The organism is Sphingopyxis granuli NBRC 100800 (assembly GCF_001591045.1).
GTDB classification, from domain to species: domain Bacteria; phylum Pseudomonadota; class Alphaproteobacteria; order Sphingomonadales; family Sphingomonadaceae; genus Sphingopyxis; species Sphingopyxis granuli.
This window is the reverse complement of the sequence record NZ_BCUA01000046.1, coordinates 18,237-29,993: the sequence shown is the minus strand read 5'-3', so window position 1 is coordinate 29,993 and position 11,757 is coordinate 18,237. Positions and strand designations below refer to the sequence as shown.

Annotated in this window: 13 protein-coding genes; 11 read left to right on the top strand and 2 right to left on the bottom strand. The window is 63.4% G+C overall.

Features of this window, described 5'->3' with window-relative positions; all coding sequences use genetic code 11:
• Both SGR02S_RS11925 and SGR02S_RS20080 read left to right on the top strand, forming a co-directional pair.
• On the top strand, positions 1-1,777 hold a 1,777-nt coding region (locus SGR02S_RS11925), incomplete at its 5' end, for a strawberry notch C-terminal domain-containing protein (protein ID WP_174521656.1).
• A gap of 206 nt (positions 1,778-1,983) precedes the next feature.
• Positions 1,984-2,595, top strand: coding sequence for a PAS domain-containing protein (locus SGR02S_RS20080; RefSeq protein ID WP_156483064.1), 612 nt, complete (start codon positions 1,984-1,986; stop codon positions 2,593-2,595).
• A gap of 322 nt (positions 2,596-2,917) precedes the next feature.
• On the opposite strand, the gene SGR02S_RS11915 is transcribed toward SGR02S_RS20080, so the two are convergent.
• On the bottom strand, positions 2,918-3,784 hold the full coding sequence (locus SGR02S_RS11915) for an arginase family protein (protein WP_067109857.1): 867 nt from the start codon (positions 3,782-3,784) through the stop codon (positions 2,918-2,920).
• A 306-nt stretch (positions 3,785-4,090) separates the two neighbouring features.
• Between SGR02S_RS11915 and SGR02S_RS11910 the strand changes: the two genes are divergently transcribed.
• The 6 genes from SGR02S_RS11910 (at position 4,091) to SGR02S_RS11885 (ending at position 9,239) form a co-directional block, all read left to right on the top strand.
• The gene (locus SGR02S_RS11910; RefSeq protein ID WP_067109850.1) at positions 4,091-6,190 is read left to right on the top strand and encodes a ParB/RepB/Spo0J family partition protein; all 2,100 of its coding nucleotides are present in this window, start codon (positions 4,091-4,093) and stop codon (positions 6,188-6,190) included.
• A gap of 79 nt (positions 6,191-6,269) precedes the next feature.
• Positions 6,270-7,214, top strand: a complete 945-nt coding sequence (locus SGR02S_RS11905) for an ArdC family protein (RefSeq protein ID WP_067109847.1) — start codon at positions 6,270-6,272, stop codon at positions 7,212-7,214.
• Between the two features lie 60 nt (positions 7,215-7,274).
• Entirely contained in the window at positions 7,275-7,886 is a 612-nt protein-coding gene (locus SGR02S_RS11900) for a DUF6927 domain-containing protein (protein ID WP_067109844.1), read from the top strand.
• Between the two features lie 40 nt (positions 7,887-7,926).
• A complete protein-coding gene (locus SGR02S_RS11895; protein WP_067109840.1) occupies positions 7,927-8,133 on the top strand; it encodes a hypothetical protein in 207 nt (68 codons plus the stop codon).
• A 99-nt stretch (positions 8,134-8,232) separates the two neighbouring features.
• Positions 8,233-8,679 (top strand): hypothetical protein, encoded by a 447-nt coding sequence (locus SGR02S_RS11890; RefSeq protein WP_067109837.1) that lies wholly within the window; start codon positions 8,233-8,235, stop codon positions 8,677-8,679.
• 53 nt (positions 8,680-8,732) lie between these two features.
• Positions 8,733-9,239 carry a thermonuclease family protein gene (locus SGR02S_RS11885; RefSeq protein ID WP_067109834.1) on the top strand — a complete coding sequence of 169 codons (507 nt, stop codon included), beginning with the start codon at positions 8,733-8,735 and terminating at the stop codon, positions 9,237-9,239.
• Positions 9,240-9,282: 43 nt separating this feature from the next.
• Here the strand turns inward: SGR02S_RS11885 and SGR02S_RS11880 are convergent, their stop codons facing one another.
• Positions 9,283-9,777 carry a hypothetical protein gene (locus SGR02S_RS11880; protein WP_067109831.1) on the bottom strand — a complete coding sequence of 165 codons (495 nt, stop codon included), beginning with the start codon at positions 9,775-9,777 and terminating at the stop codon, positions 9,283-9,285.
• Positions 9,778-9,793: 16 nt separating this feature from the next.
• Between SGR02S_RS11880 and SGR02S_RS11875 the strand changes: the two genes are divergently transcribed.
• From SGR02S_RS11875 to SGR02S_RS11865, 3 genes are all read left to right on the top strand, one after another.
• Positions 9,794-10,840, top strand: a complete 1,047-nt coding sequence (locus tag SGR02S_RS11875) for a deazapurine DNA modification protein DpdA family protein (RefSeq protein WP_255211462.1) — start codon at positions 9,794-9,796, stop codon at positions 10,838-10,840.
• Positions 10,841-10,902: 62 nt separating this feature from the next.
• Positions 10,903-11,448, top strand: coding sequence for a hypothetical protein (locus tag SGR02S_RS20585; RefSeq protein WP_067109824.1), 546 nt, complete (start codon positions 10,903-10,905; stop codon positions 11,446-11,448).
• Positions 11,449-11,571: 123 nt separating this feature from the next.
• Positions 11,572-11,757: a YdcH family protein gene (locus SGR02S_RS11865; RefSeq protein WP_067109875.1), complete on the top strand. Its 186-nt coding sequence runs from the start codon at positions 11,572-11,574 to the stop codon at positions 11,755-11,757.

Sequence of the window (11,757 nt, the reverse complement as noted above, 5' to 3'; positions counted from 1 at the left end):
CATCATCGACTATCTCGAGCGCGCCTTCCCGACGCGGCAGATGCAGATCTTCAAGGATGACACCGGCACGCCGCGGTCGCTGCCGATGACCGACGAGAACGGCGACCCGGTCTACAATCCGGAAGCCGAGGCGGCGCGGGCCGAACTGATCGAAAGGCTCTGCGCGATGCCGCCCATCATGTCGGCGCTCGATGCCCTGCTCGAACATTTCGGGCACGACACCGTCGCCGAGGTCACCGGCCGAACCAAGCGCCTGATCACGGCGAGCGACGGCCGGCAGAAACTGGAAAGCCGGTCCGCGCGCACGAGCCAGGCCGAAGCCGCCGCTTTCCAGGCAGGGCGCAAGCGGATCCTCGTCTTCTCCGATGCCGGCGGCACAGGACGCAGCTATCACGCCTCGCTCGACGCGGCGAACCAGGAGCAGCGCGTCCATCTCCTCCTCGAACCCGGCTGGCGCGCGGACCGCGCGATCCAGGGCCTCGGCCGCACCCACCGCACGCACCAGGCGACCACGCCGCTGTTCCGCCCGGTGACCACGGACTGCAAGGGCGAGCTGCGCTTCACCAGCACGATCGCAAGGCGTTTGGACAGTCTGGGGGCGCTCACGCGCGGCCAGCGCCAGACCGGCGGGCAGGGGCTGTTCGACCCCGCCGACAATCTCGAGAGCGAATATGCCTGCGCTGCCCTCCTGAGCTGGTTCGACCTGCTGGCCGCGGGCAAGCTCGCCAGCACCACGCTCGACGAGTTCCAGCATCGCACCGGCCTTGAACTGGTCGACAAGGATGGCGTCCTCAAGGACGAGATGCCGCCCATCCAACGCTGGCTCAACCGCATCTTGGCGCTTCCGATCGCTCTCCAGAACAGCATCTTCGACGAGTTCCTCGCCTTGATCGAGACGCGAGTCTCGGCGGCGCGTGATGCGGGGCGCCTTGATGTCGGGGTCGAAACGATCCTGGTCGATCGGGCAACACTCATCGACGACGTCGTGCTGCGCACCGATCTGCTCACCGGGGCGACGTCGCACCTGCTCACCATCGAGATCGAGCGCCGCCGCAACCCGGTCTCGCTGGAGCGCATCCTGCGGATCGCCGATGGCGACGCCAGCGCCGCCTTCATGATCAACCGCAAGTCGGGCAAGTCCGCGCTTCGCACAAGGGCACGGGCCCTGATGGAGGAGAAGGAAGGCACGCCTATTCCGCGCGTCGAGATGATGCGGCCGACGCGCAACGAATATATGCGAGAGGACGACCTCTACGAATCCTCCTGGGAAGAGGTGACACGCGAGACCTTCAGCGCGACCTGGTCGGAGGAAGTGGCGGCGGCTCGCCAGACCGTCGACAGCGAGACGATCCGGCTGGCCACGGGCTTGCTCCTGCCCATCTGGTCGGCGCTGCCCAGCGACCACCTTGCGGTCAACCGCATCGTCGACGGGGAAGGGCGCTCATGGCTGGGCCGTCTTGTCTTCGACGATCACGTTCCCCAGCTCTTCACCAGGCTCGGCATCGACCGCACGGAAACCGTATCGCCAGATGCGGTGGTCAAGGCGGTCTCGGCGGGGCGGAGCATCGATGTCTCGCAACCGTTCCCGCTCACGATCAAGCGCTCGATCGTCAACGGTTCGCAGCGCATCGAACTGGTCGGTTGTCCGCATGATCGCCTGCCCTGGCTGAAATCTCTGGGCTGCTTCACCGAAGTGATCCAGTATCGCACGCGGATTTTCGTGCCGCTGCCATCATCCGAGATCATTTTGTCTCGCCTCTTCGAGAACCCAAGTTGATGGCTCTCCGACAGTCCAGGCACAAGGCAACAGCGCTGACAAGCCGGTGAAGGCGACATCGCCTGCAAGTCCATCCCAAGCAGTTCGTATTGGGCTACGATGATCCAGTGTATTTTTGCGTTGCAGATGTGAGTGAATCGGTGAAACTTCTCGGGGTCGGAGAAGTTGAGAAGAAGTGGGCACAATTAAAACCTTAAGGGCGTAATATGCAACGCTTCATCCTGCGCGAAAACTTGAAGAAATTCAGGGTTCGCCTGGATGCAGGCGTTGCTGACGCCGAGCGCGCCTATCTGCTGCGGCAGATCCGTTCCATTCAACGCGAGCTTGCATTGCTCAATGCCGCTGCGCTTGGCGTACAGAGATATCCTATTGAATTCGGTTCCTTATCATCACGGGATCGGAGCCTTTTTCACCGCCTGACGGAGACCGCCGTCGAGCCTACGATGATCATCGACCCGAGGGCTGGTATGCGAATCCTCGACGTCAACGACGCGCATACTGCCATCACCTATACCGAGCGCCACAAAGTGGCCGGAGAAAGGCTCTTTGACGTCTTTCCGGACAATCCGGATCTCGAGGATGCGACCGGCGTCGCGGGTTTGTTCGATTCCATCCGAATCGCGGCGCAGGCACGGCGCCAGCATGTCATGAAAGCACAGCGCTATGACCTGCAGGGTCCCGATAGCCGGTTTCTCGAGCGCTATTGGCATACGGTGTCCGTTCCGATCCTGAATGACGAAGCGCAGCTGGTTTGCATTCTGCACCAGGCACGAGATGTCACCGAAACGGTCGGCGCCGCAGGTTTCACTGGTCATTGACGGCATCTGTTCGCGTATGGTCGGCGGGCGGCGCCGCTCTCACAGGACAAGTTTGTTACATTCAGATTGAAGCATGGCTAGAGCATCGTGCGGAAAAGTGGGAACCGGTTTTCCGCTTAAAACGATGCGACAACAAAAGCTTAGAGCGCGCGACCTGCATCCGATTTAACGCAGCGCGCTCTAGCGGCGGGTGTCACCTCGAACTCGCGAGAGCGTCGCCGCGCCGTGCCGGGCAGCCTGTCCAACGCGCCGAGGATGGTTTCACGGGTGGTGCGCAATCGATATCCCGAAACGCGGGGGCGGTTTCAGCCCACAGCGAGTTTCATGATTTCATGATGGGTAACTCGGCGAGGCTGTTTTTCAGGCGCAGCATGTCCCAAGGCAGATGCTCGGCAATGGTAAGGCCGACCATATCCACCGCCGCGTCGACATCCTTCAGCAGGCGCACCACCTGTTCCAACTGCATCCGGCCTTGCTCGATGCCATCGAAGGCCCCCTCCGACATCCCCGGCCTGTTGAACAGCAGTGACGAAAAATGTGCCGGATCGAGGACATCGAGATCGAAATGCACCGCGAGATGCGTGAGCCCCTCGGCCGCGATCCAGTCGAGGACCGGCCGGCTGCTGTCAGCAATGGCGGCGGGCGGGATATGCCGGACGCCCAGATCCTTCAGGATCGGGTCTTCATCCGGGCTCCACCCTTGCATGCCGGCGATCATCACCTGCCGGGCGTCCAGCTTGCGGGGCACTTCGGCCGTGAAAGCCTCGTCGCCCCGGCCAAGCAGCAAGCCAAGCACATGGGCATGGGCGTGCGAAAATTCGGCGGCGCTCATCACGTCGGGATGGGCATCGAGCCAGAGCACCCCCAGCTTCTCACCATATCTACGGCTCAGGTAAGCCATCGGCGCAAGATCGACCAGGCAGTCGCCGCCAAGCGTCACAATCCGGTCGGGCGCATGCCGCTCGATAGCTTCGCGCGCTGCCCTTGCCTGTGACAGCAGTGCGTCGCGCCACTTGATGCCATGGTCCACCGGTGGGGGATTTCCGTCGGCTTCGGGAACCTCCACGCTTTCCTCTGGGCCGTCATGTGGCGGGGCAAGCCAACGCAGCAACTCAGAACCGAAGCGATAGGCGGGTTCATCGCCACCCTGCCATTGCGGCATGTTCAATCGGAGCGTCGTGAAGGTCAACGCAAATCTTACTCTCTCGAGGCTGGAAGAGAAGGCAATGAACTTAGGTTGTGCGGCGGATAAAAGCCACGCCCATGTATTCGTGCTGTCCGCAGCAGCAGCCTTCCACCGCCGTCATGAGTCGCATCAAGGAGAAGCCAACGCCTATGGCTGCCTGACAGAACACTCGGTTGGGACGCCCCTCGGTTCAATTACAATTTGATGGACTCCATTGCATTGCGCCCGCGCGGCGCCCCAAGGTTCGAGAGGGAAGGGGGAGTGGTGCTGGTGTCCGGGCTGATCCGGATGCCAAAAGGAGTTCCTCCGATGACCACGACCGTGAAGCTCTCGAAGCTTACGCTTTCTCCCATCAATGTCCGCAGGCGGCCCGACGACCTGCTGGAGATTCCACAGATGGCCGCCGATCTCGAAGCCCGCGGCGTCCTGCAGAATCTGCTGGTCACGCCGGTGAAGAAGCCCCGCGGCACCTTCGAGGTGTTTGATGGTGGCCGCCGCTTGCGGGGCCTCTTGCTGCTCGCCGAGCGGGGCGTCATCGACGCCGAGAACTATGACGTTCCCGTCAAGGTGCTGGTGGGCGACGAGGCGACGCTGTCCGAGACCTCGACGGCCGCCAACTTCCATCAGCTCAAGATGACGCCGGCCGAGGAATGCCGCGCCTTCCAGTATTTCATCGGCCTCAACAACGATATCGACGGCGTGGCGAAGCGCTTTGGCCTGACCCGCCGGTTCGTCGAAGGTCGCCTGCGTCTCGCCACGCTGGCCGAGCCGATCTTTGAAGCCCTGAGCGAAGGCACCATCACCCTTGACGTCGCCAAGGCCTATGCCTCGACCGAAAACCAGGAGAAGCAGCTCCTCGTCTGGAACAGCTACGGCACCGGTTATGCCAATGCCGACACCATCCGCCGCGTCATCGCCAATGAGACGATGAAATCGACCGATCCGGTCGCGATCCTGGTCGGCGAGGACCGCTATGCCGAGGCTGGCGGCAAGATCGACCGCGACCTTTTCAGCTACAGCGGCGACAAGTGGGTGAACCCCGAGATCGCGCAGCGCCTTGCGGCCGACATCATGGAAGCGGAGGCCAAGCGTGTCGGTGAAGAGCTCGGTCTTGCCTGGATCCGGCCTATCGCCTCGAACTATACGCATAGCGCGGCGGCGGGCCTCTACCGGGTGATCCTGCCGCAGCCTGACTTGACCGAGGAGCAGCTGGCTCGGCTCGAAGCGATTGCGCAGCGCCAGGAAGTCATCGCCGAGGAGATGGACGACGAGTCTATTGATGAGGACGCCTACAAGGCGCTCGACCAGGAATATGATGTCCTGGCCGAGGAAGAGCACACGCTCCACAACATCCCGCCGGTGCTGCCCGACGAGATCAAGCCGCTCGTCGGCGCGTTCCTCAAGCTGACGCCCAGGGGCGAGATGGTCCTCGACACCGAATATTATAGCGAGGAGCCGGTCCGCGTCGGCGGTTCGGGAGACGACGGCGAGGACGACCACGGTGATGACGCCAGCGGTGACGGGTCGGCCGGCTCGGGCAGCAGCCACACGCCGCCAGCGCCGCCGCCCGAGGCGATCGCCCCGGGTGGCAAGCCGCTCAGCGCCCGGCTGTATGACGAGCTGGCGATGCAGCGGCGCGACGTGCTCGCAGCGACTCTGCTCAGCCATCCGGCCCTGGCGCTCGACTATGCGCTCTTCGTCATGATCGACGATCGCGCCAGCACGTTCAGCGCTTATGGCTCGACCCTTCGTGCCCGCTCGCCGCAGGATCCGGTGAGCGGCGAGCAGCCGGCGACACGCGCGCGGGGCTATCTCGCCGAGACCCATGACGGGCTCGATGCGAGCTGGCTGGAGCACAAGTCCGAGGTCGATCGGTTCGAGGCGTTCCGGGCGCTCGACGACGACAGCAAGGCTGCCTGGCTCGCCTACATCGTCGCGATGTCGCTGGAAGCGAAGGCGACCTATCGCGCCGAGCAATGCCCGCTCCACAACCGGCTGGCGACGATCATGGACGTCGATGTCGCAAGCTGGTGGCGGCCGACCTCGGAGAACTTCTTCGATCGGATCAGCAAGGGCTCGATCCTGACCTTGCTGGCCGATGTCGGCGGCGCGGCGCTCACCGCGCGTCACGCGACGATGAAGAAATCGGAGATCTCGGAATCGTGCGCGAAGCTGTTCGCAGGCGAAGCGATCGTCGAGCCCGAGGTGCGGGATGCGGCGCTCGCCTGGGTCCCGGACGCCATGCGCTTCCTCGACAAGGCCGAGGCGGACGACCTCGAACCCGTCGAGGGCGATCCTGAAGATCAGGCGACCACTGATATCGAGGATGCGGAAGGGGCGGACGCGGCTGACGCCGGCGAGATTGAGGCCGACGCGGGAACTCCGGATCAGGACGTCCTCGCGGCGTGACGTCACCCCCTCCTGGATGCCTTGCCGCCGGCGCGCGTGTGCGTCGGCGGCATTTTCTTATTCCGCCTGGAGACCTGCCATGTCCGCTCCAAAACGCACAAGCCGCGACGTCGCCGCGGAAATCACTGACCTCATCATCCGCAAGCTCGAAGAGGGAGTCCCGCCATGGTCGAGGCCCTGGCGGTCGAACGGGGCAGGGGGGCGGCCTGTGCGTCATTGCGGAACGCCGTATCAGGGCATCAATACACTCTATCTGTGGGCGCTCGGCGATGCCCAGGGCTATCGTTCGCGCTACTGGATGACCTGGCGCCAGGCGGCAACGCTGGGCGGGCACGTCCGCAAGGGCGAGACCGGCGCGCTCTCGGTCTATTATTCCTCGTTCAAGAAGTGCGAGGAGCATCCTGAAACCGGCCGGCAAGTGGAGCGGAGCATCAGGTTCCTGCGCCATTATATCGTGTTCAACGCCGATCAGATCGACGGCCTTCCACCTTATTTCTATCCCTCTGACGAAACGGAGCAGCCTCTGGTGCCGTCCGAGCGGCAGGCGGCGATCGACGCCTTCTTCGCGGCCATCCCTGCGGACGTTCGCCATGGCGGAAACCAAGCCTACTTTACCCCGACCTTCGATCATATCCAGCTGCCGAACCGAACGGCCTTTCGCAGCATGGACCATTACGCGTCCACACGCTGCCATGAAGTAGTCCATTGGTCGGGCCATGCCAGCCGGCTCGCACGGACCTTCGGTAAGCGCTTCGGTGACAAGGCTTATGCGTTCGAAGAACTAGTTGCGGAGATCGGCGCGGGGCTGTGCTGCGCGGACCTCGGTCTGCCGAATGTCCTCCATGACAGTCATGCGAGCTATGTCGGGCATTGGCTTGGTATCCTGCGCGGTGACAAATCCGCCATCATCCATGCCGCCGCCAAGGCCGAGCAGGCTTTCGCCTATCTCAAGAGCTTCGGCGGTGTCGCAGCCGATGCCGCTCGCGACGAAGCGGCCGTGCCTGCACCGGCGCTTGCTGCCTGACGATCCTGCTGCCGCGGATCAGGCGGCGGCCAAATTCTCAACACAAGAAAGGACCACATCATGGGATGGCTGTTCATGCCGTTTACGTCGATGGGCGGCCACAAAACCGCCAAATCCTATCTCGACGCTCAACTGACGTACGAAAAGACTCTTGAGGACGGCACCAAGCGCGGCCTCAGGGTGCTCGCCTCCTCCTGTCCGGGAAATCGGACCTATTACGCCGCGGCGCAGGAAATCATGGACGGCATTCCCGGCATCGTCTTCGCCGTGGTGTGCCTGGTGCGCTGGAACCCGCGTTCGCGCGACGGCCATCAGTTCGGGTACAAGGATATGAGCGAAAATATGGGCCCATGCGAGGCCGACTGCCCCGCCGCGATCCTTGAACTGCTCAGCCCGACAGACCACGAGTACGCGCTCGACTGGCGCGCCCGCTGCCGAGCGAACCTTGTGCTTCGCGCACGCAAACTTTCGGACGGGGATCGCATTCGGCTTCCCGAGCCGCTGACGTTTACTGACGGCAATGTTGCGCAGGAATTCGTCGTCTGCAAGCGCGGCCGGAGGTGGGTGCTTCGGGATCCGCAAAATGGCTGCTTCTACCGCATCAACCGCCTTATGCATCGCGCCTGGACGATCGTGCCGGTCACCAAAGTCCACACGACGCTGTTCGCCTGAACGCCAGTCCAAATATCCTCGTGAAGAAGGGGATCATGCCATGACCATTGCCATCGACAGGAACTGCCTGTCTCCCAAGCGCGGGCTGCTCTGCAGTCGCGAGAACGCCCTGCGGGTCGCCGGCCGGATTTTCGATCATTCACAGACCAAGGTGAGCATCCTGCGCACCAGCGACCCGCTGCAGCCTTTCCGCGTCTCTACCGACCCTGCGTCGGCGGGCCTGATCGTTCTTGAGATGGTCGCCTGAAGGCACGCGCGGCCCGCCTGTGATCCCGACGATCACGATCCATCGCAAGAGGGGAGGGGGCGGAAAGGCGTGTATTCTTGCAAGCTGGAAGGATCCGCCATGGGCACCGACTTTTACATCACTGCGCGGTCTTCGAAATTCCCCCTCGACCACGCACACAGCAGGGAGGAAGCTGCCGCGCTTCTGGTGCGCCACCGCGATCGCCATCCTGACGCCATCGTCGAGCCCACCGACACCTATTTCGAACGCTCGTTGGCCGAAATATTGGCGTCATTCCCACTCAACCGGATCACGCGCCGTTTTTATGACGCGATGATAGGCGTCCTTCCGCCGCAATATATCAGGGGCGCTGCGGGCTTCTTCCTCTCCGAAGCGGCAACCCAGTCCATCCACGCCCAGTTTATCAAGCATGGCGGCCGCACCTATGGCGGCTACGCGGACCTTGCCCGCGGATCCCGAAAGATCTGGACCATCGCCGACATCGCCGAGTTCGAAAGCCGCGCTGACGCGCGCACCCCGACGCTCGGCTGGTTTCCGGCCGACTGATCTTTGCGATCGACGCAATGGTAAAGATCCGCACCCTTTGTCATAGATATCGGATGTACCGCTTTCTGTGTTTCATCCTCCTTGTCTCTACCTGCGACGTCCAGGGCGCCTCCTTCAGCGAGCCGGGTTTCACCGCGTCGGCCCGGGCGCTCGATGGCGACACGATTGCAGCCGATTTCCGTCTTCTCGGTGTCGACGCGTTCGAGCGCCGTCAGCTTTGCGAACGGGCGCAGTCGTGCTGGGAATGTGGCAAGGCGGCGCAGGATCATGCCGCGCGGGTCCTAGGCGAAGCCGACGCCCAGATCCGGCTCACTCGCCGCTTCAGTTATGGCCGGCCGGTGGCGACTGTCACCGTGAAAGGCCGCGATCTTGGAGAGACACTGATCCGCGCGGGCCTTGCCATTCCCCAACCTGAATTCCTGAAAACCGATCCGGCGCGCGCGAAGCAATATACCGAAGCCTTTGCCGCCGCGCAGAGAAGCAAGGCTGGAGCCTTCGCGGGCCAGTGGATCGAGCCGGTTCGGTGGCGCCGCGGCGACCGCCTCGCCTGTGAGCGGTGACCATCAAGCCTGGCGGCTTGCCGCGAAGACCGGGGAAGCCCCGTCAGGCGGTGAGGCCGGGATCAGCCCACCAGGAACGGCCTTGCCTGAAGTTCTCGGTTGAGGCGACGACCGGGCCATCCGGTTCGTCGGCCACATAAGGCGAGACCAGCGGACGTGCCCTGATCTTCCGGCGGTGGATGTCGCCAGCGACGCGGCCGCGCGCTTCGAGCAGTTCTTCCAGCCACATCAGATCGTCGATCATCTCGACGACGCCGCGTCCGGCCAGGCAGAAATAGATGCAGCGCTGGAAGTCGTCCCCTGCCGGATTGCTGAGGATCGAGGCGAGCTTGCGTTTGCCCCCCGTCTCCCCCTCATGGATCCAGGACACCGCCTCGCGCAGTTCGCGCACCGAATAATAGGCATCCTCGACATGCATGCCGATCGCCGCGTTGGCGAGCATGCGGCGGGTCGGGCGGTTCTGATCGTCGAGCGCGGCATCGCGCAGCGTCACATCGAGATCGAACGGTTCAAAATAGCGGACGGCCTGGTCGGTCATTGAGAATCTCCCTTGAATGGAACGTATCATGAACAAATGTTCGATCAAGCCGCATTCAATCGATGTCATGGTGGGTCTGCCGCATCTTGCCGTTGGAGCGCTCTTGCGCCGCGCCCGGGAGCTTCAGCAGCCCGTCCTGGTTTCCGCGAACGCCCTTTCGCGATGGTCCAGGAGAAGGGGCTGGCGCGAATGGGCTGGCTGGACCACGCGGCCACTGGCGAACGCGCGAAGTCTACACAGCCTCAGTCTCGACAGCGCAGGGTTCAGCGCAATGGTGACCTATGGGAGCTATCCCTGGACGGTCGATGACTATGTCCGCCTGGCCGCGGCCTTCCCGTTCCGCTGGTGGGCCAGCCTCGACTATTGCGTCGAGCAGGAAGTGGCCGGCGATCGCGACGAGGTGCTCGACCGCATGTCCCGCACCATCCGCGCCAACATCGAATGCCGGCTGCGTGCCGAAGATGCCGGGATCGATGCTACCTTCATGCCGGTCATTCAGGGACGTCATCCCGGTGATTATGAGCGTTGCGCCGAGGCGCTCGCGCACATGATTGAGCGTACCGGGCTCGTTGGTGTCGGCAGTATGTGCCGGCGTCCCGTCCATGGCGCGGATGGACTGATCGCCGTCGTCGATCGTCTCGACCAGATCCTGCCAAGGCGGACCCGTCTGCATCTCTTCGGCGTCAAGGGCGACGCCATCCCCTATCTCACCGCCTTCGCCCATCGCGTCGCCTCGATCGACAGTCAGGCCTATGGTGTCAGTGCGCGCAACGCCGCGCGACGTTGTGGTCAGCCCAAGACCGACCGCATGGTGGCGGACCATATGGCGCTGTGGTTATGCAGACAGCACGCTCGCCTTGACCGGCCCTCGCGGCGGTTGCCGATGCAACCAGAGATGCCGCCGCAGCCCGAACCGGCAGACCCCTGGGAGCGGGCGATCGCACAGGCGCGCCGCGAGATACGCGACCTCATCGAAACCGGCGACCTCGACCATGACGAAATGACTGCCCGGTGGGTCGAGCAGTGGGCGGCCGACATCTTCAGCGAAACGCCAGCGGACTGAAGGCGAGGGGGAGGGGGACCGGGGGTGCGAGCGGGAGAGCCGCTCGAGGCCCGGAGGATCCCATGAGCTATGATCTCGCTTTCCGCTACAGCCAAGCGCTCGATCCCAGCGCGCTGGTCATGATCGGCACGACGCTGCACGCAATCCACGCCGCCATCACCGATTGCCGCAACGCCGGCCTCGATCTCGAAAGCGATCCAGCGATTATCCTCCTCGCGCGCCACCTGGGAACCGTTTGCGCAGGTCAACCGTCACAAGCGGCCCGGCCGTTGCCGACGCGCTATGCCGGCACGGCGATTTCGCTCAATGGCGAGCCGATCCAGAATCGCGTCAGCGATCCCACTTCCCGCATCACGATCGCCGGCAACGAGGTTCGGATCGACACCGGATGCGGCGTGGTGAGCGCTGTAATCCGGCGCGAACGCGAAGGCCTGTCGCTGATCTCCAACGCGAGCAGCAGCGACGGTAGCGCCTGCACGGGCGCGCGGCTCACTGTGCACAATCAGGTGATGCGGCTGGTAAACGGTCCCGCCGCGGGCATCGTCGACGTCAATGGCGATTTGCTTCTTGCGGGCGAAGGGGTCTGGCTGACGGCGCGCTCGAACTGATCGTGGTGCAGCTCGTGCCGATTGATGTGTGCGAAGCTGTTGAAATCCCACCGGGAGCGTTCCTATTCTATCAGGTGCGCCCGCCTGGGCGCGAACATCCTCAACTTTGGCATGGAGATGGCGATGTCCAACAATCACCTGAACTATCTTCGGCGCGAGCATGCCCGTCTCGACGCCGAGATTCAGCGCGAAGAGCGCCAGGTTCGACCCGATGAAGTGCTGATCGCGCGGCTCAAGAAGCTGAAGCTCGCGGTCAAGGACCAGATGGCGGCCGAGTGCGTCGACCTGCCCGATAGCCGGTTCGGCTGA